The 25,867-nt window shown below is 36.4% G+C and carries 16 protein-coding genes, 2 tRNA genes and 1 pseudogene; 11 read left to right on the forward strand and 8 right to left on the reverse strand.

The window, feature by feature from the left end; translation table 11 throughout:
* Positions 1-253 precede the first annotated feature (253 nt).
* The 3 genes from B0186_RS09660 to serC all read right to left on the reverse strand — a co-directional run bounded on the left by B0186_RS09660 (position 254) and on the right by serC (position 3,512).
* Complete coding sequence (locus tag B0186_RS09660) at positions 254-1,183, reverse strand: site-specific integrase (RefSeq protein ID WP_078219176.1); 930 nt, start codon at positions 1,181-1,183, stop codon at positions 254-256.
* A 93-nt stretch (positions 1,184-1,276) separates the two neighbouring features.
* Entirely contained in the window at positions 1,277-2,371 is a 1,095-nt protein-coding gene (hisC, locus tag B0186_RS09665) for a histidinol-phosphate transaminase (protein ID WP_078219177.1), read from the reverse strand.
* Between the two features lie 61 nt (positions 2,372-2,432).
* Positions 2,433-3,512 carry a 3-phosphoserine/phosphohydroxythreonine transaminase gene (serC, locus tag B0186_RS09670; RefSeq protein ID WP_078219178.1) on the reverse strand — a complete coding sequence of 360 codons (1,080 nt, stop codon included), beginning with the start codon at positions 3,510-3,512 and terminating at the stop codon, positions 2,433-2,435.
* Between the two features lie 194 nt (positions 3,513-3,706).
* Here serC and B0186_RS09675 point away from each other — a divergent pair, with 194 nt between their 5' ends.
* The 6 genes and pseudogenes from B0186_RS09675 to manA all read left to right on the forward strand — a co-directional run bounded on the left by B0186_RS09675 (position 3,707) and on the right by manA (position 8,657).
* Positions 3,707-4,057, forward strand: coding sequence for a DUF496 family protein (locus tag B0186_RS09675; RefSeq protein ID WP_078219179.1), 351 nt, complete (start codon positions 3,707-3,709; stop codon positions 4,055-4,057).
* Positions 4,058-4,279: 222 nt separating this feature from the next.
* The gene (gene manX / locus B0186_RS09680; RefSeq protein WP_078219180.1) at positions 4,280-5,257 is read left to right on the forward strand and encodes a PTS mannose transporter subunit IIAB; all 978 of its coding nucleotides are present in this window, start codon (positions 4,280-4,282) and stop codon (positions 5,255-5,257) included.
* A gap of 11 nt (positions 5,258-5,268) precedes the next feature.
* Positions 5,269-6,056: pseudogene (locus B0186_RS09685) on the forward strand (PTS mannose/fructose/sorbose transporter subunit IIC).
* A 14-nt stretch (positions 6,057-6,070) separates the two neighbouring features.
* Positions 6,071-6,907, forward strand: a complete 837-nt coding sequence (locus B0186_RS09690) for a PTS mannose transporter subunit IID (protein WP_078219196.1) — start codon at positions 6,071-6,073, stop codon at positions 6,905-6,907.
* A gap of 69 nt (positions 6,908-6,976) precedes the next feature.
* Positions 6,977-7,429: a DUF986 family protein gene (locus B0186_RS09695; RefSeq protein ID WP_078219181.1), complete on the forward strand. Its 453-nt coding sequence runs from the start codon at positions 6,977-6,979 to the stop codon at positions 7,427-7,429.
* Positions 7,430-7,451: 22 nt separating this feature from the next.
* A complete protein-coding gene (gene manA, locus B0186_RS09700) occupies positions 7,452-8,657 on the forward strand; it encodes a mannose-6-phosphate isomerase, class I (RefSeq protein WP_078219182.1) in 1,206 nt (401 codons plus the stop codon).
* A gap of 41 nt (positions 8,658-8,698) precedes the next feature.
* Here the strand turns inward: manA and rnhA are convergent, their stop codons facing one another.
* Positions 8,699-9,163: a ribonuclease HI gene (gene rnhA / locus B0186_RS09705; RefSeq protein WP_078219183.1), complete on the reverse strand. Its 465-nt coding sequence runs from the start codon at positions 9,161-9,163 to the stop codon at positions 8,699-8,701.
* A gap of 70 nt (positions 9,164-9,233) precedes the next feature.
* Between rnhA and dnaQ the strand changes: the two genes are divergently transcribed.
* The 5 genes from dnaQ to B0186_RS09730 all read left to right on the forward strand — a co-directional run bounded on the left by dnaQ (position 9,234) and on the right by B0186_RS09730 (position 21,993).
* A complete protein-coding gene (dnaQ, locus tag B0186_RS09710) occupies positions 9,234-10,010 on the forward strand; it encodes a DNA polymerase III subunit epsilon (protein WP_078219184.1) in 777 nt (258 codons plus the stop codon).
* Between the two features lie 98 nt (positions 10,011-10,108).
* Positions 10,109-10,185: transfer RNA gene (locus B0186_RS09715), tRNA-Asp, on the forward strand.
* 28 nt (positions 10,186-10,213) lie between these two features.
* Positions 10,214-10,290: transfer RNA gene (locus B0186_RS09720), tRNA-Asp, on the forward strand.
* Between the two features lie 458 nt (positions 10,291-10,748).
* Positions 10,749-12,440 (forward strand): ShlB/FhaC/HecB family hemolysin secretion/activation protein, encoded by a 1,692-nt coding sequence (locus tag B0186_RS09725; RefSeq protein ID WP_115072573.1) that lies wholly within the window; start codon positions 10,749-10,751, stop codon positions 12,438-12,440.
* A gap of 16 nt (positions 12,441-12,456) precedes the next feature.
* Entirely contained in the window at positions 12,457-21,993 is a 9,537-nt protein-coding gene (locus tag B0186_RS09730) for a YopT-type cysteine protease domain-containing protein (RefSeq protein ID WP_078219185.1), read from the forward strand.
* A 98-nt stretch (positions 21,994-22,091) separates the two neighbouring features.
* Here B0186_RS09730 and hda read toward each other — a convergent pair whose 3' ends face one another.
* The 4 genes from hda to B0186_RS09750 form a co-directional block, all read right to left on the reverse strand.
* The gene (hda, locus tag B0186_RS09735; protein ID WP_078219186.1) at positions 22,092-22,787 is read right to left on the reverse strand and encodes a DnaA inactivator Hda; all 696 of its coding nucleotides are present in this window, start codon (positions 22,785-22,787) and stop codon (positions 22,092-22,094) included.
* A gap of 87 nt (positions 22,788-22,874) precedes the next feature.
* The gene (locus tag B0186_RS09740) at positions 22,875-24,122 is read right to left on the reverse strand and encodes a uracil-xanthine permease family protein (protein WP_078219187.1); all 1,248 of its coding nucleotides are present in this window, start codon (positions 24,120-24,122) and stop codon (positions 22,875-22,877) included.
* A 101-nt stretch (positions 24,123-24,223) separates the two neighbouring features.
* Positions 24,224-24,850, reverse strand: a complete 627-nt coding sequence (upp, locus tag B0186_RS09745) for a uracil phosphoribosyltransferase (RefSeq protein ID WP_078219188.1) — start codon at positions 24,848-24,850, stop codon at positions 24,224-24,226.
* Positions 24,851-24,984: 134 nt separating this feature from the next.
* Positions 24,985-25,812, reverse strand: coding sequence for a class II glutamine amidotransferase (locus B0186_RS09750; RefSeq protein ID WP_078219189.1), 828 nt, complete (start codon positions 25,810-25,812; stop codon positions 24,985-24,987).
* Positions 25,813-25,867: the final 55 nt, after the last annotated feature.

The following is a 25,867-nucleotide window of genomic DNA, read 5'->3' on the forward strand; positions in this document are numbered from 1 at the left end:
TCGCCCTTCATAAGCGAAAACAGCGGAAATATCAGCAAATTAAGCAAGTTTTCTTGAGTAAAATGTTTACATTTAACAACTACACAAAATATTAAATCCGTAGTATGTAGGGACGCCATGCTGGCGTCCGAGATAATAAATTTATTTAACGAGTTTTTAATAAGAATTTATTTTCGGACGCCAGCATGGCGTCCCTACATGGTTATGCAACTACTAAAAAATATATATAAGGCGGATGTCCGCCCTACTTTTATCAGCATAAGCCCGATAAATGTCGCATAACAATATCTGTATCTTGGTTCTCTAATTCCTGAATAATATGCAGATAAGTATGTTGCGTAGTTGTCATACTAGAATGCCCCAGTCGCCGAGCTACACTCGCAATAGAAACGCCAGCAAAGAGCAACAATGAAGCATGGGTGTGGCGTAAACCATGAATTGTGATTTGTGGCACATTCGCTTTACGGCAAAGGCGTGTAAGAATACCGTTGATAGTGGAATTATAAATGGGGGTTGAGCTATAAAAAATCGGGCGTTCTTGCGGTAGATTTTTCACTAACTGAGAAAATTGGATCACCGTTTGCCAATCAATTTGTACTTTTCTCACCGATGAGCGATTTTTGGTTGGAGAGAAACCGCCTTTTTCTTTGTAATTCCAAGTTTTATTGATGTGTAAGGTTTGGCGAGCAAAATCAAAATCTTCAGGCGTAATGGCTAGTGCTTCAGAAAATCGAATTCCCGTTTTAGCTATCAATAAAATAAACCAATCCCAGTTAATTTGTTCATCAAGGTTAAGGCTATTTAATAAGGTTGAAAGCTCAAATTGGTTCAGAAACTTCAATTTTTTCGTCTTTGGCGATTTACCTTTGATAATCGCTTTGCGTGTTGGATCATTCTCAATCAAGCCTTCATCAACAGCATCTAAAATTGCACCTTTGAGTTGATGATGAAAATCCATCGTGGTTTGTCTTTCATGCTGCTCTGCATAATCATTCAGTAATTTTTGGTAGGTTAAACGATTGAGATCACATAAACGCAAACGTGGTGCAAGTTGTGTTAGCCAGCGTTGTGTTGAATGGTATTTTTTCATGGTTACCGAACGAATTGCCCCCTCTTTGTAAGTGGCAACCCATTGCGTAAAGTAATCAAAAAATAATTGTTGTGAGAGTTGTGATTTTTTCATACAAAATTCCTTTATGAGTTACGCTCAAAATAAGAGCAAAGGAATTTTGTATTTTAGAAGAGGAAAAATGGGATAATTTTTCTCTATATGTGACTAACTTAACACTTTTAGCAACGCATTAAAAAACTTGTCGTTTTCTTCTGGTAAGCCAATGCTGACACGTAAATGATTTGGCATGCCGTAGCCTGCAATTGGGCGGACGATGACGCCTTCGTACAGTAATGCTTGATAAATTTCATTGGCTGGGCGTTTAAAATCAATGGTGATAAAGTTGCCTTTAGATTGAATATAATCGAGCTTATGTTGTTGGCAGAAAGCTTCGTAGCGAGCCATTTCAATACGATTGTTTTCTGCCACTTTTTCTACAAAAGCATCATCTTGTAACACTGCCACAGCTGACACTAAAGCTAAAACATTGCAATTAAAAGGCTGGCGAACACGGTTGAGTAAATCTGCAATTTCAGGATTAGATACAGCATAACCAATGCGCAATCCAGCTAATCCGTAAGCCTTGGATAATGAGCGAGAAATAATCAAATTTGGATATTTTTGTAAAAGTTTGAAAGAATTTAACCGCTCTTTTTCCTCTGTAAATTCTGTATAAGCCTCATCTAGCACAACAATCACTTGCTCTGGCACTTGTGCAAGAAAATGATCCACTTCTTTTTCCGTTAAAAAATTCCCCGTTGGGTTATTCGGATTAGCTATGTAAATTAATTTAGTGTTGGGATTAATTGCCTGTAAAAAGGCATCTAAATCATGCCCCCAATTTTTTGCTGGAATTTCTCTAGAAACGGCATTGATGGCTTTGGTAACTAAAGGATAAACAATAAAGGCATATTGCGAATAAATAATTTCGTCTTTTTCTGAGGCAAAAGTATGAGCGATTAATTCCAATAGATCATTGGAACCATTGCCTAAAGTGATTTGTTCAGGTTGAACCGCAAATTTTTGTGCAATCACTTGTTTGAGCTCAAAACCGTTAGCATCAGGATAACGTGTCAAATCGTTCAGTTGTTTTTGAATAGCTTGCTTAGCGCTTTCAGGAAAGCCAAAAGGATTTTCATTGGAGGCTAGTTTGACAATATTCTTAATGCCTAATTCACGTTCTAATTCTTCAATAGGTTTTCCTGCTTGGTAAGGAGAAAGGGATTTCACGCCCTCGTTAGCGATGTTGATATATTGCATAAAAAGTCCTGTATTTGAGCATAAAAAGGACCGCTAAAGTGCGGTCATTTTTAGCGTAGTTTTAGTTATTTTCTGTTTCAAATTTACGCATAAATTCAATTAAGGCTTGTACACCTTCAATTGGCATAGCGTTATAAATTGAGGCACGCATTCCGCCAAGTACTTTGTGACCTTTCAAAGCTTGTAAGCCACAAGCCGTTGCCTCAGCCACAAATTTTGCATTGAGTTCATCGTTGTTAGTAGTAAATGTAACGTTCATTAAGGAACGATTTTGGGGCGCCACAACATTGTGATAAAGCGCACTTTGATCAAGAAAATCGTATAGCAATTGTGCTTTTTGCTGATTGCGTTTTTCCATTTCTTGCACTCCACCTTGCTCAAGCAAATGCTTAAATACAAGAGAGCAAAGATACCAAGCAAAAGTGGGCGGTGTGTTGATCATTGAATCATTTTTACTTTGGACTTCATAGTTCCAAATGGATGGCGTTTCCTTTCTCGCTTGACCAATTAAGTCTTCACGCACAATCACAATAGTAATGCCTGCTGGTCCGAGATTTTTCTGAGCACCAGCGTAAATCACACCGAACTTACTCACATCAATTTCACGGGACAAAATATTGGAAGACATATCCGCTACTAGCACCGCACTTCCAACCTTTGGCAAGTCAAAAATCTCAACGCCACTAATAGTTTCATTCGGGCAATAATGCACATAATCGTATTCGGCGGCAATCTGGCTGAAATCAAGCTCCCCAACCTCTAATTTGCCCTCCAGTAAAATATTAACCTCATCAACTTCGGTAAATGAACTCGCCTCTTTTGCCGCTGTTGCCGACCAATGTCCGCTGGTGAGATAAAGGGCTTTGCCTTTGTTATTGGCTAAGTTCATCGGAAGAGCAGCAAATTGTCCTCTTGCTCCGCCTTGTAAAAATAACACTTTGTAATTGTCTGGAATGTGATATAGCTGGCGAAAATCTTTTTCCGCTTGAGTAATCATTTCCATAAAATATTTACCACGATGACTCACTTCCATAACGGATGTACCTTGATTTTGCCAATTTAATAATTCTTGTTGCGCGTGCTCTAAAACCGCTTTTGGCATCATCGCTGGCCCTGCGCTGAAATTAAATACTTGTGTCATATTTGCAATCCTAATTGTGTTTATAAAAAAGAATTTTTAATTTTTATCATCTCATCAGAGGCTAATCAACAGGCTTTTAATAAATTGCAGAATTTTTTTCTAGTTTAAGAAAATCGAAAGGGAACACTTTGACGAATAAGGGAAAAAAAGTTACATTAGCCGAGGTTTTATTTTAATAAAAAGAGAAGAAAAAAATGGAAAATATCAATAAACAATCTTTCCAAGAAGTTTTGGAGTATGTACGCATGTATCGTTTAAAAAACAAACTTTTACGCGATATGGACGATAATAATCGTAAAATCCGTGATAACCAAAAACGTGTGTTGTTATTAGATAACTTAAATCAATATATTCGTGATGATATGAGTATTGCTGATGTTCGTGCAATTATTGAAAGCATGCGTGATGATTATGAAACTCGTGTTGATGATTATACTATTCGCAATGCGGAGCTTTCTAAACAACGCCGTGAAATTAATAACAAAATGAAAGAGCAAAAGAAAGCGCATGCTGAATTGTTAAAAAATCAAAAACATTCTTGCTAAAATTCGGCAAATTATGACCGCACTTTTCTTAGACAAGTCGATTAAATAGTGAACTAGATCACATTTATTCGACTTTTCTTTATACAAAACATGAGCTAAATCACTTTTTTTAGTCAATTAAACTTATAAATTGTGATCTCAATCACATTATCTAACTCAAACTTCCTTTAGAATACGTCGCCTTTTAAATTAACTTAATACTTTTATTATGAAGGAGTCTAAATGTCCATTGCGATTATTATAGCTACGCATGGTGTTGCGGCTGAACAATTGCTGAAAACAACAGAAATGTTGATTGGTGAGCAAGAGAATGTTGCAACTATTGATTTTGTTCCAGGTGAAAATGCTGAAACTATTATGACAAAATATCAAGAGAAATTAAGTACGACATTAGCGCACTGCGATGAAGTCTTATTTTTAGTTGATACTTGGGGCGGTAGTCCATTTAACGCGGCAAATCGTGTGATTGGTGATAACACTAATATGGACATTGTTACTGGTGTTAACGTGCCTATGTTAGTAGAAACTTTTATGGCGCGTGATGATGGTTCTAGTTTGCAAGAATTAGTGAACATTGCATTAGAAACGGGTCGTACTGGTGTTCGTGCGTTGAAATACGAAGAAGAACCAGCACAAGAAGAAAAAGCAGTTGAAACCGCACCAGCGGCTGCACAACCTCAAGTTGCGGTAGCACAACAAGAAGGCAATTTGATTGTGGGTTTAGCTCGTATTGATGACCGTTTAATTCATGGACAAGTGGCAACTCGCTGGACCAAAGAAAGTCGTGTGAGTCGTATTGTTGTAGTGAATGATGATGTGGCAAAAGACGAAGTGCGTTCTACTATGTTGAAAAGTGTTGCACCTCCAGGCGTAACTGCACATGTTGTCAATGTGGAAAAAATGATCCGTGTTTATAACAACCCAGAATATGCCAATGAACGTATGATGTTGTTATTCACTAATCCTACTGATGTTTTAAGATTGCTTGAAGCTGGCGTTGATATGAAATCAATCAATGTTGGTGGTATGGCATACAAAGACGGTAAGAAAATGATTACAAGTGCGGTGTCTGTTGATGATAAAGATATTGCAGCGTTTAAAGCGATTGATGCAATGGGTGTCGAGTTAGATGTTCGTAAAGTATCAAATGATGCGCATCAATATATGATGGATTTATTAAAGAAAAATAACTTAATTTAAGGACTTTTATTATGGAAATTTCAATGTTACAAGTTCTACTTGTATTCCTTGTTGCCTGTGTATCTGGTATGGGCTCAATCCTTGATGAATGGCAAACTCACCGCCCTTTAATCGCTTGTACTTTAATTGGTTTAGTTTTAGGCGATATTAAATTGGTGGCTCACTTGAGCTATTAGCTTTAGGTTGGATGAATATTGGTGCTGCACTTGCACCAGATGCGGCTTTGGCTTCTGTTGTTTCAACAATTTTAGTTATTGTTGGTAAACAAGATATTAGCACAGGTATTGCGATTGCAATCCCATTAGCTGCGGCAGGTCAAGTATTAACTTATGTTGTGCGTGCGTTGACTGTTGGTTTCCAACATGCTGCGGATAAATCTATTCAAGATGGTAACTTAACTCGCTTAGATTGGATCCACCGTAGCGCTCTATTATTACAAGCAATGCGTATTGCAATTCCAGCACTTATTGTTGCATTAACCGCAGGTACTGATGTTGTACAAGAAATGTTAAATGCAATTCCAGCTGTTGTAACAAATGGTCTGAAAATCGCTGGTGGTATCATTGCTGTAGTAGGTTATGCAATGGTTATCAATATGATGCGTGCTGGCCACTTAATGCCATTCTTCTACGCTGGTTTTGTTGTTGCTGCATTTACAGATTTCAACCTTGTTGCTCTTGGTGTATTAGGCGCAATTATGGCCGCACTTTATATCCAACTTCACCCTAAATACAACCAAAGTAAAGTGGTACAAGTTGTAGCAAATAGCAATAACGATTTAGATAACAGATTAGACTAATGGGGATCCAAGAAATGACAACAGAAATGAAAAAAGTAACCCAAAGTGATTTAAATGCGGTTGTTCGTCGTTCAAACCTTTTCCAAGGTTCATGGAACTTCGAGCGTATGCAGTCATTAGGCTTTGCCTATTCAATGGTTCCAGTGATTAAACGCTTATATCCAGATCCAAATTCACAAGAACGTAAAGATGCTATTAAGCGTCACTTAGAATTCTTTAATACTCAACCTTTCGTTGCGGCACCTGTATTAGGCGTGACCATTGCGATGGAAGAAGAACGTGCAAATGGTAAAGAAATTGATGATGCGGCAATCAATGGTATCAAAGTAGGTTTAATGGGACCTTTAGCTGGTGTGGGTGACCCAATTTACTGGGGAACTGCGCGTCCAGTCTTTGCGGCATTAGGTGCTGGATTAGCACAAACTGGTAGTATCTTAGGCCCTATTTTATTCTTCGTGCTATTTAACTTAGTTCGTTTAGCAACACGCTACTATGGTGTAACTTACGGATATAAGAAAGGCTTGAATGTTGTACAAGATATGAGCGGTGGTTTATTACAAAAATTAACCGAAGGTGCATCTATCTTAGGCCTATTTATTATGGGGGCCTTAGTGCAAAAATGGACAAGTATTAATGTTCCACTGGTTGTTTCTGAAATCCAAAAACAAGATGGTACACTTGAAGTAACCACGGTACAAAATATTTTAGATAGCTTAATGCCGGGCTTATTGCCACTTCTATTTACCTTTGCATGTATGTGGTTATTGCGTAACCGTGTAAATGCACTATGGATTATCGTAGGTATTTTTGTTATCGGTATCTTAGGGGCTGCAACAGGTATCTTAGCTTAATTTATCCATTCAAATCCTTCTCTCTAAATTTATGTGAGGGAGGGATTTTTTATTATGGGAATTTAATATATGGTTAATACCTTTCTTATTATCGGTATTTGCTGTTTTTTTGCTTATGCCTTTTACGATCAGTTCCTAATGGATCATCTTAAAGGCGCAACCAAATTAAAAGTGCGGTTAAAAAAACGAGCAAAAATTGATGCTCTTATTTTTATTGCACTGATAGCGATCATTCTCTACCAAAGCTCAGGACAAATTAATCCAACTACTCTCTATTTATTAGCTATCGCTATTCTTCTTAGCCTTTATATTGCTTTTATTCGTTTTCCCGTTTTGTTACTTAAAGAACAAGGTTTTTTCTTTGAAAATATTTATATTGCTTATGCTAAAATTCAGCAAATCAATCTCACTGAAAATAAAATTCTGGTTATTGACTTAAAAAACAAAAAACGCCTTATGATTTCAGTAGACAATCCACAAGACATAGAAAAAATAGTACAATTTTTCGGCGGATATAAATAATCTCATATAAAAGGACGACAAAATGCACAGTATCTATCAACTACAAGGGCAGCTACAACATTATGTTTGGGGCGGGCAAGATTTTATTCCAGAACTCTTAAACATCGAAAAACAACAAAATCAATATTATGCAGAATGGTGGCTAGGCGCTCATTCTTCTGCGCCTTCAGTCTTAAATATTGCGGGTAAATCAGTTCCATTAACAGACTTTTTAGCAGAAAATCCACAAGTTTTAGGCAAAACAAGTTTGGCAAATTTTGGGCAAGAACTACCCTATTTACTCAAAATTTTAGATGTCGCTAAACCGCTTTCCATTCAACTTCATCCGACAAAACAGCAAGCAGAAATAGGCTTTGAGCAAGAAAATCAGGCTGGAATATCCTTAAAAGATCCAAAAAGAACTTATAAAGATCGCAACCATAAACCAGAAATGATGATCGCTTTATCTGATTTTTGGCTATTACATGGCTTTAAACAAAAGGCTGAAATTATTGCCACCTTAAAAACTCGTCCATCTTTGACCGCACTTGCGCAACAGTTAGAAAGTCAGGATTTACATAGTTTTTATGCGCAAATTATGCAAGCAGATCAAAATCAACTTTCTACTTGGCTAGCCCCAATTATTGCGCAAAATCAAGCTGCTTATAAACAAGACCAACTTGAATTAGACAATCCTGATTATTGGGTTTTATATACCATTGATGCAATGGAAATTGCAGCAGATAAATTAGATGCTGGACTCATTTGTTTCTACTTGTTCAATATTGTGCATCTCAATGCTGGTGAAGGTATTTATCAAGATGCGGGGATCCCACATGCCTATTTACGCGGTCAAAATATTGAATTAATGGCGGGATCTGACAATGTTATTCGTGGTGGTTTAACCCCAAAACATGTGGATATCAACGAGCTATTAAAAATTGTAGATTGCAGTGAAATTACTCCACGCATCATTCCTGTTGCACCACAAGAGCAAGATATTTTTACTTACAGCACGCCAGCAAAAGATTTTGCCATGAGCAATGTGCGTTATAGAGCGCAACAAAAACAGACATTAACAGCAAATAACGCTGAAATTTTATTGGTAATGCAAGGTACAGTAAAAATAACCGCAAATCAGACCGCACTTGAGCTAAAACAAGGTGAAAGTGCATTTATTTGTGCTGATGTCACTTATCAAATTGAAGGTTTAGCAGAAGGCTACGCAGTGATTGCAAAATTACCTTAAAAAATAGGGCGAATATTTCGCCCTACTCTCTCTTTATTGTCCTATTCAGCCTGATAGCCCACATCCTCTAAAGTTGGGTTTTCAGCGCCTTGTTTAGCAAGCTGGTCACAAATTTCATTTTCTCTATGCCCACTATGCCCTTTGACCCAACGCCATTCTATTTGATGTCTTTGAATAGCTTGATCTAACAAACGCCATAAATCTTGATTTTTTACCGCTTTACCTGAACTTGCTTTCCAATTATTTTTTTTCCAATTAAAAATCCATTGTGTAATGCCATTTTTCATATACTGGCTATCGCTATGCAAAATAACGGAACAAGGTTCTGTTAAGCTATTCAATGCAATAATAACCGCTCTTAGCTCCATGCGGTTATTGGTAGTCTGAAAAAAGCCTTGAGAAATTTGTTTTTCATGTTGCTTATAGCGCAATAAAATCCCTACCCCACCAGCGCCAGGGTTACCTAAGCAAGATCCGTCCGTAAAAATCTCAATTTGTTTTAACATAATTTTCTACTAATTTTTTTCAAATGGGGCGATAATACCGCAAATTAATTTAGAGAGATAGCAAAATAGCATGGCATTAGAATTAACCCCCAATCGCCAAATCGTTCTGGATACTGAAACGACGGGCATGAACGAATTTGGCGCACATTATGAAGGGCATTGTATTATTGAAATCGGTGCGGTTGAGATGATCAATCGCCGTTATACAGGTAGACAGCTACATTTTTATATTAAGCCAGATCGTCCAGTTGATCCTGAGGCAATTAAAGTTCATGGGATTACCGATGAAATGTTAGCAGATAAACCTGATTTTTCCGCTATTGCGCAGGAGTTTATTGATTTTATAAAAGGCGCCGAACTACTTATTCATAATGCACCCTTCGATATTGGCTTTATGGATTATGAATTTAAAAAGCACAATTGCAATATTAAAACTGCTGATATTTGTTTAATCACTGATACATTGCAAATGGCTCGCCAGATGTATCCAGGAAAACGCAACAGCTTAGATGCGCTTTGTGATCGATTACATGTTGATAATAGCAAACGCGAACTACACGGTGCTTTACTGGATGCGGAAATTTTAGGTGATGTATATCTAGCAATGACTGGTGGGCAAACCAGCTTATTTGATGAAGAAGAACATAAGGAAGAAGAAAGTGTGGCAGTAATGGCAATGGAAGAAACAATCCAACAACAAGTCATCACAGATATGCATGATTTTAAATTACTTTTGCCTAACGAAGAAGAAAAGCTAGCTCATGAAGAATATCTCCAATTACTCAATAAAAAGAGTAAAGAAAATTGCTTATGGATTAAGCGAAATATACAAGACACCGTTCATTAATGCTTGCTAAATAAGCACTTAATAAAAATAAACATATAATCAATAAAAAGCGCTTGACGAAAAGCCTATTCACTATTATCATGCGCATCACTTTTTGCGGAGTGGTAGTTCAGCTGGTTAGAATACCTGCCTGTCACGCAGGGGGTCGCGGGTTCGAGTCCCGTCCATTCCGCCAAAGTTTCCTCCTTATATCCAATTATTGCGGAGCGGTAGTTCAGCTGGTTAGAATACCTGCCTGTCACGCAGGGGGTCGCGGGTTCGAGTCCCGTCCGTTCCGCCAATTTCAAGCTTATAATCAACCACTTATAAAATCATATAAATTCCCATAAGCAAATACTATCTTATTGCTTATATCAATGTATCTATCTAGTTATATTTGTTAATTCATCCCCTTAGTCGCAAGCAAACTTGACCACAACAAAAAACTCCATTTGACAACAATAATTTATCAAAAATGAACAAAAACTTCATAAAAATAATTTCGCATAAATTTTATTTACAACAAATCACAATTTTTCTTATAAATTTAATTACGTTATGATATATAAAAAAGCAAAATATTTTATTTTATTTGTATAAATCTCAATCAAACAAATATTATTATTTGACTTAAATCATATTTTTACCTATACCAATAAGGTAAATTCTTTCACTGTAACTAAATCTAGTTGGATAAAATCCAACTCTGGAGCAATACTCTGAATTTCTTTTTGAACAAACTAAAGGATATGTAATCAAATGGAGTTTTTAAATCGCAAAAATTTAAAAAAGAGCATAATTTATACCGCACTTTTCATATCTTATGGTATGAGCTATGCAGAAACTAACCCTCTAGAACAAGAAAATATTCGTTTAAAGCATCAGCAAAATTTAAAATTGAGTACAGAAGGTATTCAACAAGCAGAACAGCTTAATAAAGAAACCTCAGTAAAAACCTCAGTAGATAAAAATATCAATCAGGCATTACCTTTAATTAAGAACATTAGTATTGATACGGGAATTGGTGTCTACCTACCCGAGTTTAATAACATTATTTCCCAATATATAGGTACTAACCTCACTACAACTCAGGTTTACAATTTATCCAAAGATCTGACACAAGCCTTATATCAAGCAGGTTATGTTACTAGCGCTATAGGATTACAAACCGATACTATTACTGATGGACATATTCCTTTTGTTGTTCATTGGGGGAAAATCGATCAACTTTATGTGAATGGTGAACAGCCAAAATCCTTTAAAGATAAAGGAATGTTATCGGTGTTACCTAAACTTAGAGAAGCGCCTTTAAATATTTTCTACATCGATCAGTTGATAGAAACATTAAATACTACGAATAAAAAAGTTTCCGTTAATGTATCTGCCAGCGATAAAACCTCTTATTCAAATCTGGATTTTCTAGTGAAACGTAGCCTATTCCCTACTGTGCAAATTGGGTTTAACAATTCGGGAACAGGAAATAATGCCAATGGGCGTAATCAGGCAACTCTAGCTTTGCAAGCAAGTGATTTATTAGGTATTAATGATAGTTGGTCCTTCTCTACTGGTTATCGTTTTTATAAAAACCCTAAAGCAAATAACCAAATCAACTATTCACTCAGTTATTCCCAACCATTTTCAACTTATACTTTAGATACACGCCTCTCTCAATCTGGCTATGAGAAAAAAATTAAAGGCGAAACAGGCTCATATTCAACAGAGGGAAAAACTAAATCTCTTAATTTAAAACTCAGCAAAGTTTTAATGCGAAATAAAGAGAGTATCTTTTCTGCCTATACTGAATTGGAATTTAAGAAAAGAACAAATTTCATCGTTAATCGACAAGTATTAAATAGAAATGAATATAAAATTAATTTAGGTATTTCTTACATTACCCAATTATTAGGTGGCCGATTATATACAGATTTGAACTATGCTAACGGATTAAATTGGCTCAATGGTAAAAAACTAGCTTATGAGCAAGATAGAGAAAAAACCTTAAAAACCTTAAGTGCCAATCTTACTTGGTCGAAACATTTTGCAATTAAGCAAAGAGCGTTGAATTATCAATTACGCTTAGGTGGTCAATATAGTAAAGATGCACTTTATTCAGAAAACCAATTTAGTATTGGTGATGAATATACGGTGAGAGGCTTTAAGGGCGGTGCATTATCTGGTGAAAAAGGAATATATGCCTCTCAAACTCTGACTTTAATTTTTCACCCAAATAAATTTTATATTCAACAAATTGCACCTTTCATTGGTTTCGATATTGGCCAGGTATATCAAAAAGCTGAGAATAATAAAGAAGTCATTTCGGGATTTGCTATTGGTGCAAAATCTACAATTGGTAAGTTCTCACTATCCTTAACTTACTCTAGACCATTAAATACTATTGATAACCAGTCTAAAAAGCCTGTTATTTATGCTAACGGCTCTGTTTCATTTTAAATAGGGAATAAATTTCATGAACAAGAATTGTTATAAATTAATTTTTAGTCACACTAAATTTTGCTTAGTACCTGTTGCAGAATATATCAGCCATACCAAAGAAAATAGCCAAAGTAATCAAGAAAAAGTAAGCCAAGATTTACCTAAAACCAAATTATCAAAACTTGCACAATGTATTCAGGCGATTTTCTTAATGAGCTTGTCTAGTGCTGTTTTTGCGAATAGCAATGTTAATCCTAATATTGTGACTGAAAATAATAGCAATATAAAAGTAGAAACAACCGCTAATAAGGTCGTAATTATTGATATTAATGCACCACAAACAGATGGTATTTCTGATAACAGATTTAATAAATTTAGCGTAGAAAATGGCGCTGTATTTAAAAATAATACAGATAAATTCACATCTCATTTAGTTGGTCATTTAGATAAAAATGAGAATTTAAAAGATAAATCTGCAACAGCCATTCTTACCCAAGTAACAGGCTCAGAAAAAACCACACTAAAAGGTGGCTTAGAAGTTGCGGGTCAAAAAGCTGACTTACTGATTGTGAACCCAAACGGGATTAGCATTAATGGTGTACAGACTTTTAATACTGATCGCTTTATTACCTCAACAAGTAAAGTTGTTACACCTAGTAAAAATATAAATCTTGAAGTAACTCGCGGGGAAATTACCATCGAAGAAGGTGGATTATCCCTTGATGGCTTGAAATCAGCTGAAATTGTAGCGAAGAAAATTCATCAAAAAGGCGCGATTAGAAGAAAACAAAGAGAAGAAGGAAAAGAAGAAGACAAAGAAAAAACTGAAGTTTTTTTAGTGGCTGGTTCGTCAAAATATAACGTTACAACAAAAGCAACGGCTCAACTTAGTGATCAAGTAAGCAATGAAGATATCATTACAGGTACTGAACTCGGTGCTATGTATGGCGAAATCATTCACTTTATTGTGACTGACACTGGTGCTGGGGTAAATCATAAAGGCGTTATCCTCGCTGAAAAAGATATTAACATTAAAGGACAACAAGGAAATGTCACTGTTAATGAATTAAAAGCCAATAGAAATGTAAGTTTTGTGAGAACTAAAGATCTCACTGTTACTGGTAAAGTTCAAGGAAAAAAAGTTGATGTTAATAGTACAAAAACAACCTTAAATGAAAATGCCGCTATTAAAGGGGATGATAACGTTACTATTGGCTCTAAAGAGGTAGCATTAGCAAAATCGAGCAAAATTAGTGGTAAAGAACTTAATTTAACTGCTAAAAATGATCTTAGCCTTGATAGCACTTCATCTATTATTGGTACCAATGTAACCCTTACTAGCGATAAGTTAGAAAATAAAGGCACTATTAAAGCAAGAGATCTAAAATTAGATGCAAAAAATCTTAATAATAACAATACTATTTTAGCTAAAGAAAAATTAAGAATTAAAGTTGATGGACAAAGAGCAGATGGAAGTAATGGCTTTAATAACAAAGGGGTAATCAAAAGTAATGTTACTGCCGAAATTGCTTTTAATGAGGGAACAACTTTCAATGCTAGCCAACATAATTTAGCACAAGCTAAAGAAGAGCTAACTCTAGCTACAAATAATTTCTCGCTATCTACAAACCAAGAAATTCAATTAGATAGTAAGCTCACCATCAAAAGTGATTCCTTTAATAATGAAGGCTTAATTGCAAGTAGCAAATTAGTCAACATTTCGGCTAAAAATCATTTAGAGAATCATGGTTTCCTCGGTGGTAAAAATGGTCTTACCTTATCTTCAGAAAAAGATATAAGCAATAAAGGATTCCTTCATTCTGAAGGAAAAATGTCTCTTACAGCAAAAGAAAATATTTTTAACTTTGGTGAAATGTATTCCAAAGAAAAAATGACGCTTAAAGCCAGAAAATTGGTTAATGATGTTACGTTGAGCGGTGACACAGTTAAATTTCTGAGAGAGAAATACGCAGAGCATCTTGATTTTGGTGCTGTAGAAATTCACCACTACAAATTAATCGCTCATTTCAATGACTATGATTACTCCAAATTAAAAATATCAAAAATCGGGCAAATCTATTCTGAAGGCGGACTTGAATTTATTCAGGACAAATCAGGAAAAAGAGAAGATCAAGGCATTGTCAACTATGGTGTGATTAATGTAAAAGGTGACTTCAACAATAATGGTACAACTAGTTTAACCAATAAAGGTAAAGGACTAGAAAAATCCATCATAAAAGATGTTTTTGATGACCGCACTTCAAGATTTATTTTTAGATTTTTACCGAAAATGAAATTCTTTGGGGCTGAACTTGCTTTAGCTGGTGATGCTTCTCGAGAAGTGACTTCTATCTCTGAATTATTAAATGCAATATTAAATTATGAATATCCTTTAAATTCTGCGAGTTATTACGCTCGTTCAAAACAATATTTAAAAGATCTTAAAGCATTAAAATTTGAGAACTTACAAACAGCCTTAACTCAAGTTTTTGGACCAAACTGGGAAAATCAAGACTTAGCGACCTTAAGAGCCAGTTGGGAAAGAGCAAAAAAAGAGGATCCAAAACTTATCTTTTATCCGCAAGGCTCACAATACACAGCCAAAATTTTAGCTGACAACATTACTGGGACAATTACAAAAGTTCAAAATGGTACAGGTGGCGAAACAGACTCATTCGATCATAAGATTTCTATTGGGCACGATACAATCAATGTGCCACGCATTGATTTTGCTGAATTTACCAATGAAGATAAAGAAGAACATGATGTTGACCTCTCTGTGCTATTAGACCTCTTAGCAAATACACATCTATTTATTGACCGCACTTTGCAATTTAGACCTGAGCCTGAAACAGATAATCATGTTAGCCCAGAAACAAATCCTGAAGACGATAATTTACTTAAAACAGAAGAAGAAATTCGTGCAGAATCTGAGAGAGAAAAAGAGCGTCTTTTGAAAGAACAACAAGAGCAAGAAGCCGCTCGTCAAAGAAGTGTAGAAAATCGTAAACGAGAAGATGAGCAATCAGCTCAGCTTCAACGAGCAAAACAGGAAAAACGTGACGAAGAAGTCCGTGCTAAATTGCTCAAAGAAGCGGAAGTACGTGAAGAGCGTCAAAAAGAGCTTGATCAAAAAGCGAAAGTGCAAGAAGAAATCAAGCAGCAAGAGCAAAAAGAAGAACGCAAACTCGTAGAAGAAGCGACGGCTAAGCATAAAGTAATAGATGACAAAGAAAAAGCGATTTTAAAAGAATACGAAGATAAATTAGCAGAAGAAAGACGCAAAGCAGATGACTTTGCACTGCGTAATTTAGTTAAAGTTTATGATGTAGATAAACCTCGTGTTGAAATAGAACCTCTTTATAAAACCAGAGTGAAATATATTAATCCAAAAGATTATGTCGGTGCTGATTACTTCTTTAATAATGTGGTAAATCACTCAGAAAAAGGCACAGTTAATGTCATTGGTGATAGTTATTTTGAGCATCAATACATTCAAAAAACAATTGAGAAGAAAGTAGATAACCATCTTTCTCTTAAATATGACTTAACTGATAAAGATTTAGTTAAACGCTTAATGGACAATGCTGCTGGTACAATTAAAACCCTTGATCTCACGTTAGGTAAAGCATTAACCAAAGAGCAGCAAGCTAATCTGAAAGAAGATATTATTTGGTATGTGAAGAAAACCGTTAATGGTAAAGAAGTCTTTATTCCACAGGTTTATTTGAGCACAGAAACCTTAAAAGATGCAGAGAAATATAAAGGACTTGGCAATGCCTTAATTAAAGCAAGAGAAATCCGTCTTGATGCTCAAAATGTGAATAACGCAGGTACAATTTCATCTTCAGTAACCCATATTAATGCTGAAGGTAAAATTAATAACAGCGGTAATATTTTAGCCAAAGAAGATATTTCCTTAAAAGCGAAGGAAGGTATTGATATTTCTGCAAAAACGAAAGTAGATGGAAAAGGAAATACTGAAGTTGTTAAAGCTAATATTATTTCTGAGAATAAATTAAGTTTAGAAACTAAAGAAAATATCAATGCAAGAGCGGCGAATATTAAAGGTAAAGAAACCAATATTAAGGCTAAAAATCTTAATTTAACTGATAGCCAAGCAGTGAAAAGTGAACAAAGCCAAGGTGTTATTATTTCTCGTGGATTTACCCATATTGCCGGTTATAAAAATAAACACACTGAATCAACGCATTCGGTGGGAACAGTATTAGCTTCAGAAAAACTAAATTTAGATATTGGTAATGATTTGAATCAAAAAGGCAGTGCAATTCATACCAAAGAAATATCTGGTACAGTCAAAGGAAAATACAATACCCAAGCTGGCAAAAATATTGTTCATCAAGAAGAAAATAAAATGGTGAACTCATTGGAATTAGATGCAGTGATTGGGGCTTTTGGTATGTCTGCAAGTGCAAAACTAAGCAGTACAGAAAAAGAACAATTCTTAATTGACAATGAGAGTGATACTTCAACGGCAAATCTTGCTCTTGGTTTATCTTTACAATCCACGAAAAACACCGAAAGTGCACTTATTCATAATAACAGCCAACTCAATGCTGAAAGTGGAAAACTCTTCGTGGGCAAAAATGCGGAAATTGGTAACTTAGATATCAATAAGGGTGCGGCGGCGACTAAAGATAAGCAATTTGAATTATCTGCTGCAAGCATTTCATCGAAAAAGGCGAAAGATGTCATCGATATTCAGCACAGTAGCAAAGGTATTAAGGTTGGTTTAGAAATTGAGGCTCACTCTGCTATTGCCGATTTAGCCACCAGCGTGAGCACTCAAGTGAGAAATGCTCAAAATGGCTTAAAACAAGATGGAACTGCGGTATTACAGGGTGCAAGCGATGTACTTAATGTGGTAACGGGGGATTTAATTGGCACTTCTGCAAGAAGAAAAGCAGAACTTGGACTTTCAGAAGTCTTTTCTATCGAAGGTAAAGACACTAAATCTCACTTAGGCGGTAATACGGCATTAACAGCCAGAGACGGCTCAATCACGCTAAAAAATACCGAAAGTAATAAAGAAAGCGAAATTCAATTAACTGCAAAAGAAAACATTAACCTTGTTGGTGGTACATCATCAAAAGTTGATATTTCTGCTTCATCAAATGTCAAAATTTATGATGGCGTTTCATCTTCTTGTGGAATAATGAGTGCAGGTTGTGCTGTGGGTGTTTCATCTGGTGTTGAAGCAAGCTATAACAAGTCCACCTCAAGAGCCACAGAAATTACCAACAGTAAAATTGAAGGTGAAAAAGTGACTTTAGCGGCAGGTAAAGACTTAAATTTACTTGGTGCAAACGTGAAGGCAAAAGATGTTAATGTTGATATTCAAGGCACAACAAACATTCATTCACAACAAAGTGAGTTAGAAAGAACCTCAAGTAATGTGGACATTTCCGTTTCTGGTGGAGCATCTGTCACGAGTGCAGCCCAAATTATTCCGAATGGTAGCATTGGTGCTGGCTATGGTTATGAATACGAAAAAAGTAAGAAAGTTCTACAACAATCTGGCATAAGTGCGGACAAAATTACCGGTAAATTAAACAATGTTGATTTAAAAGCGGGCTATATTGAAGATCGCAATAAAGGAAAAGATGTTCAAATTACGGGTAAAGTGACTAGCGAGAATATCCAAGATTCACACCATAAAGATGGTGGAAACTTTGGTGCTACGGTAGGTATCAACGAAAGAGGTACACCACAACTTAACTTAAGAGGTGGACGTACTGAACAGATCCATTATGAAGCAACGCAGAAATCGACTCTTGCTGGTATTCAAACAAAAGAGAATATCAACAAAGATCTTTCTAAAGCCAAAGAAGTGCAACAAAATGATCGCTTTGCAAAAACAAAATTTGGCTTTGAAGTTTTAGATATTGCAGAGTTAGGTAGTAAAGGCGTTAAGAAAATCAAGCAAGCCAACGATAACGCCTCAACGCCTCGCAGCAAACTAAGCGAACCTGTGTACGCAGAAATTAATGACTCACCTTATGCAAAACTTGGTGATCAAAATGCTGACTTCCGTAGATCCAAACCTGCGGATAGTGAAAACATCTATGCAGAAATTAAAGAACCAACTTATTCCAAAGTTGGAGATCAAAGTGCGGATATTCATAGAAATAAAGCAGCAGATAGCGAAAATATCTACTCTGAAATTAAAAATCCAACTTACTCAACGCTAGGTGATCAAAATGCAGATACACGTAGAGCTAAATCTACGGATAGCGAAAATCTTTACTCTGAGATCAAAGACCCTACTTATTCCAAACTAGGCGATCAAAGTGCGGATAATCGTAGAGCAAAATCTACGGATAGCGAAAATCCTTATTCTGAGATCAAAGAGCCTACTTACTCAACCTTAGGTGATCAAAGTACGGATAATCGTAGAGCTAAATCTACGGATAGTGAAAATCCTTACTCTGAGATCAAAGAGCCTACTTATTCCAAACTAGGCGATCAAAGTGCGGATAATCGTAGAGCTAAATCTGCGGATAATGAAAATCCTTACTCTGAGATCAAAGAGCCAACTTACTCAACCTTAGGTGATCAAAGTGCGGATATGCGTAGAAATAAATCTGCAGGCAATGATGATACCTACGCAAGATTAGGCTATCCAAATGCTGACAACCACAGAAGCACTACCACTGAGACTGACAACACCTATGCCAAAGTCAATAAAGCGAATAAATCGCAAGACAATGTGGAAAAACAACCGATTGTACAAAGTGGTAAAGCTGAGCCGCTTTATGCTGAAGTGAATAAAGCAGGCAAGCCACAGGCAAATACCGAAGTTCAGCCTAAAGTTGCAAAAGATAAAGCTGAACCACTTTATGCAGAAGTGAATAAACCGAAGAAATTGCAAGAAAATGAGCAAAAACAACCGCTTGCTCAAGCTGATAATGGGGATTATTCAACAATTAGCGAGCAGCCAAAACCGAGATCAAGACGTTCTTTAGCTGAACCACCAAAAGCGAAAGTGGAGGCTGATGATACTTATGCGGAAATTCCTGAGCAGCCGCAATCTTTAGCAAAACGTAAATTGCCTGAGTTACCTGCTACGCCAAAAGCTAAGACGGAAGCGGATGATACCTATGCGGAAATTTCTGAACAGCCGCAATCTTTAGCAAAACGTAAATTGCCTGAGTTACCTGCTACGCCAAAAGCTAAAGTAGAAGCTGATGATACTTATGCGGAAATTCCTGAACAGCCACAGTCTTTGGCAAAACGTAAATTGCCTGAGTTGCCAGCTACGCCAAAAGCGAAAGTGGAAGCTGATAATACTTATGCGGAAATTGGGGAAAAACCACAATCTCTCGCTAAACGCCCTTTACCTGAATTGCCTGTTGCACCAAAAACTCAGGGGGACAGTGATGGTATTTATGAAGAAATTCGCCAGCCAGCACCACCTAAAGCGGCTGTTGAAGAAACCGTTGTAGAAAAAGCGAAAGTGGAAACTAACTCTGAAGTTACCGCAACACCAAAAGAGAAAAGCTCTCTCTTAGATAAGCTGAGAAACTTCTTCGCAAGTGATAAAACTGAGAAAAAATCAGCACCAAAAGCAGAGAAAAAAGTGGCTGAGCAACCAACAGAAGCGGCAAAACCTAACTACGACAATCTTACGGATAATCTCAACCTTAAAGGCTTGATTGATTTAGAAGATTCTCGTAACAGCCAATTTGAGAACAACGTGTTGAAAAACGAAAAATTCTTGAATGAAGCAAGAGAAGCGGCGAAGAAAACGATCCCAGAAGCGACGATCAAACAAATGGGGAACTTACCTGAATTTGATGAAATTCTAACCGAAGGGGCGAAGAAAGTTGAAAAACGCATTAACGATGCGGTTACCTTCAAACCAACGGTTGAAGATTTTAATGCGATTCAAGATTTAGTGAAAAAATTACCGAAAAATGAACCGCTCTCTGAAACGGATAAACAAGCAGAAAGCATTGCCGATGCCTTAGCAAGTACGTCAAAAACCATTCAGAAAAATCCTGAATTGAAAGAACAGTTGAAAGGTGCTATTGAAAACTTCTTAGCTGAAAGTAAAGGTAAAGATTTAACGGTAGATATGGTTGAGAAACTCAATCATGGCTTACGCCCAGATGAAGGCGAAAACCGTATTCTGTACAAGAAAGAGACTTTAACTAAGGAAAATGCAGTGTTCTCAAGCCCTGAAGCAGCTCGTTTACAACTTGCGGAAACCGTTGATTTTATCAACCAAGCGAAAGCAAAAGGCATTGAGCCAAGCGTACTTGCGGGCTTAGTGTATCAACGTTTGATTGCTTACCACCCATTTGCAGAAGGCAACGGACGAATGACACGTGTTATCGTCAATAAACTCTTGTTAGATGCGGGCTACCCAGCATTTAAGAAATTTGATGAAGATTTTGAAACACAAATCATTCCACAAACCAAAAGAAATGCAAAATCGGCAACAAGTAGTGAAGTGGTTAAAGTCTTCTTAGAAACTTTAGGTAGAAATTCACAAGATGTGACAGCGGATGTTGTACAACCAAAATCAGCACCAACAGAAAGTGCGGATAGCAATCTAGCGAAAGAGGCTGTCAGTAAAGTTTCTGATGCAGACAGCATTCAACCGAAATCGGCTCAACCACAGGAAGTTCCTGAGTTGCCGAAAGCGGAACCACTAAGAACGGAACAGCCAAAAGCAGAACAGCCGAAGGTAGAAGTGGAAGCCAAAGCTGCTCAAGAACAAGGTAGTGCTGAAAAAGCAAAGCCAGCTCAACCAAAAGCCGCAACCCCAATTTCAGATAAAGTTAATAATTCTGAATTGGTGGAGCAACCTCGCTCCGCATTACAAAAAGTGAAAGATACTTTCCAACCGATCAAAGTAGGTAAGAAAATTCACGATGTTCGTAATTCGGTAGAAGCCTTTGGTGGCGAAGTGAGCTTCAAATTTGCACAATCGAAGGGCGAAGTATTTAACGAAATTATTAAACATAACGAAACTCAACATGGTGCTTGTGAAGCGACTTGTGCATTCTGGATCACTAAGAAAGTAACTCAAGATAAAGACTTATTCCAAGAGCTTTATCCTGAAGGTCAAACAGGTAACTTGAATAAAGAAGCCTTTGCAGCGGTTAAAAAATTACAAACGGAATTTATTAACAGCGGTACAACGGCTAACCAACAATTCAAATTTACTGAATCTTGGTTGCTTGAACAGGGCGTTACACCTAAACAGAAAAAAGTGGGTGAATTTAGCCGTAAAGATGAAGTGGCTGGCACAGTAACCAACACTGATGTTAATGCCTTAACGAAAGCAATTTTAGATACAGGCGATACAGCATCTGGGGTTAAGAAAATTTCTATTAACCTTAAAGGCGGTTCACATACTGTTGCAGCGAGTGTGAAAGGCGAACAGGTTGTATTCTTCGATCCAAACTTCGGTGAAGTGACGTTCAAAAGTAAACAACAATTTGAACGTTGGTTTAAAGAAGCATTCTGGGAAAAAAGTGGTTACGCAGGTAAAGATAGCAGTAAGCGATTCTTTAATGTGATTAACTATAATGCTGAGTAATAACTAGAATAAAAACTGGCTGTGAGAAATATCATAGCCAGTTTTTTTATATCACAAAAAATTCTGGAATTAGAACATTTTGAAATAGGAGATAGTAATTAAAGACCTAATATCTCTTTAACAAAAGGAATGGTTAATTTACGTTGTGCTTGTAATGATGCTTTGTCTAACAAAGTTAAGGTATCAAATAAGGATTTAATATCACGGTCTAAACGTTTCAACAAAAAATTAGCGGTTTCATCTGGCAATTCAATACCTCTTTGGTACGCATTGCGTTTTATTACTTCCACTTTCTGTTGTTCATTTAATGGATTTAGTTGATAAATTTCGCCCCAGTTCAAGCGTGAAGCAAGATCAGGTAAAGCAATATTTAAACTTGCTGGAGATTGATCCGCACTTATCAGCAGCAATGTATTCTCACTTTCCTTAACTCTGTTCATTAAGTCAAAAATCGCTAACTCCCATTCATGATTGCCCATAACCGCTTGTAAATCATCTAAACAAACTAATTCTTGTTGTTCTAAATTATCTAAAACTTCAGGAGAAAAATATTCTGATTTACTCAAAGGAATGTAAATTCCATTACGTTGCAATGAGAGAAAGTAATTTGAGCATGCTTTAAGTAAATGACTTTTACCTGTGCTTTCTGCACCCCAAATATAGAAAAATGGTTGCTGAACTTGAATAAAATTTTTACGCAAGGAATTAAGTAACAATAAATTATTGTCACTGTAAAAATTCTCTAAAGTCTCATCATCTATTTGATGAATAGGCAAAGGGAGTTGTTTACTCAATAAATAATTCCATTCAAGATTAAAGCTGTATGATCATACAGAAAAAATAGGAACAGGTGAACCTATTCCTATTTTTATCGAGTAAAATTAGTCTTCGATTTGGTTTTTAGCAGGTGGTAAAACTAGGTTTAGAATAATTGCAACAACTGCACACAAACTAATACCCTTCAATGACACCTCTCCCAGATTAACGAACATACCACCGATACCAAAGGTCATAATGACGGAGATAATACATAAATTACGTGATTCTGTAATATCTACTTTACCACGAATTAATGTACTCATACCGACCACGGCAATAGATCCGAAAACTAGCATCATAATTCCCCCCATAACAATGGTTGGAATTGTAGATAAGAAGGCACCAACTTTACCACAGAATGAAATTGCAATTGCCCAAACCGCAGCCCACGTCATAATATTAGGGTTAAAATTGCGTGTTAACATAACCGCACCTGTTACTTCTGCATAAGTTGTATTTGGTGGGCCACCTAATAAAGATGCTGCCGATGTTGCAATACCATCACCCAATAAAGTGCGGTGTAAACCTGGATTTTTTAAGAAATCTTTACCAGTCACTGAGCTGATTGCCATAATACCACCAACGTGCTCAACTGCTGGTGCAATCGCTATTGGTAATAAATATAAAATTGCTTCAAGTTTAAACTCTGGAGTGGTTAAATTTGGCAAGGAGAACCAAGAGGCTTTAGCCACAGGAGTAAAATCAATTAAACCCATGAATAAACACAAGACATAACCCACTGCAATACCAAACATGATAGGGATAAGCTTCATAATACCTTTAGCAAAAACAGCTACTGATAAAGTAGTTAATAAAGTGACCATTGATACAAGAACTGCATCACTATATTCATAGTTACTACCTTTCCCGATTGCCATATCAACTGCCACAGGCGCTAATCCTAGGCCGATAATGATAATAACAGGTCCAACAACAACAGGAGGGAAAATTTTCTGTAAAGCACCCGCACCACGCAATTTAACCAAAAGGCTTAATGCGAAATAAACTAGACCAGCGAAAGCTAATCCACCCATTGTTGCAGGAATTCCCCAGGTTGCAACACCGTATTGAATTGGCGCAATAAAAGCAAAAGAAGAGGCTAAAAAGATCGGAACTTTCTTACCTGTACATAATTGGAAAAGTAAGGTACCAATTCCAGCAGTTAATAATGCTGTATTCGCGTCTAATCCTGTGATTAATGGAACTAATACTAATGCACCAAATGCAACAAATAACATTTGTAAGCCAATGAATGCTTGTTTGATGCCACCCTGAACGTCTACGGGTGTATTTTGATTTTGATTTGTCATTTAAGTTTCAACTCTCTGTCTGAATTAACTAAAAGTGCGGTCCATTTTTCAATAGATTACGCGGAAAAAAACGGCATTCATTGCCGTTTTATATTTTGGTCTTATTTCGTACCAAAAATCTTATCGCCAGCATCACCTAATCCAGGAATAATATAGCCATGTTCATTTAAATGGCTATCAATTGATGCTGTATATAATTCAATATCAGGATGTGCAGCTTCTAAAGCCTTAATCCCTTCTGGCGCAGCTACTAATACTAATACTTTAATATGCTGACAACCTTTCGCTTTTAATAAATCAACTGTTGCGATCATAGATCCACCTGTTGCTAACATCGGATCGACAACAATAGCTAAACGTTCTTCTAAATCACTGGCTAATTTTTGGAAGTAAGGAACTGGCTCGAGAGTTTCTTCATCACGATACATACCCACCACGCTAATACGCGCACTTGGTACATGCTCTAACACACCATCCATCATACCTAATCCAGCACGTAAAATAGGAACTACAGTGACTTTTTTACCTTTAATTCGATCAATTTCAACTGGACCACACCACCCTTCAATAGTCACTTTCTCAGTGTCTAAATCTGACGTTGCTTCATAAGTTAACAGACTTCCCACTTCTGTTGCTAATTGGCGAAAATCCTTTGTACTAATATCCGCAGCACGCATTAAGCCTACTTTATGCTTTACCAATGGATGTTTAACTTCAACAATTTTCATCGTATGCTCCCTTATTGATCAAGTAAGTAAAAAAATTTTAAACTGCGGAATTCTAAATGATCTTAATAAAAATTAATAGTGTAAAAAAACTTTTTAATGAAAAAAATGGCGATATGTAGAATTTCTAACCACATTTAAGCAAACGTTTGCACTCCAAGCGTACCATCATCAATAATCTCAGATTCAACACCTAAAATCTCAGCCACCTTATCACTATCTTTAAACATAACAAAACCACCTGACATCATCTTATTCCAATGCTCATCTTTAGTTAGTGGAAAAGTTGTAATAATAGTCACTTTGTCTGTTTCTTTAGCATAATCCCTAAAATCAATAACATTATCATCATCTATTCGTTGAGCCTTGCCGAATGGTGCTTTACGAGTCAGATAATGTAAATTTGTAGAACAATGCGCAATCATCCATTTCCCATTAGATAGAATAAAATTGAACGTTCCTCTTTGAGTTAACTCTTTTGTGATCTCTTGAATTGCGGCAAAAATATCTTGTTCATTGGGCTTTTTGGCAAAACGACTTTTCAATTGACTAAGCATATAACAAAAAGCAGTTTCTGAATCTGTTGAACCTATCGGCTGAAAAATACTTTCGGTCATATCAGGTAACGAAGTTAAGTTACCATTATGAGCAAAAACCCAATTTTCTCCCCAAAGTTCACGAATAAAAGGGTGAGTATTTTCGATATTTACATCACCTTGTGTGGCTTTACGAATATGAGCAACCACATTTAGTGATTTTATATTGTATTGTTTAATACAATCCGCAATAGGTGAAGAATGTCCCGGGCGATTATCACGGAAAACACGAATTCCTTTCCCTTCAAAAAAAGCAATACCAAAGCCATCAGAATGACAATCCGTTAATCCAGCTCTACGCCGAAATCCCTCAAAAGAAAAGACAATATCCGTTGGTGTATTACAATTCATTCCTAAAAGTTGACACATAATTTACTTCACTCAAACTAACTTCATATTCGCACAGTAGATGCAGATTTAACAG

This window comes from Canicola haemoglobinophilus, assembly GCF_002015075.1.
Taxonomy (GTDB): Bacteria; Pseudomonadota; Gammaproteobacteria; order Enterobacterales; family Pasteurellaceae; genus Canicola; species Canicola haemoglobinophilus.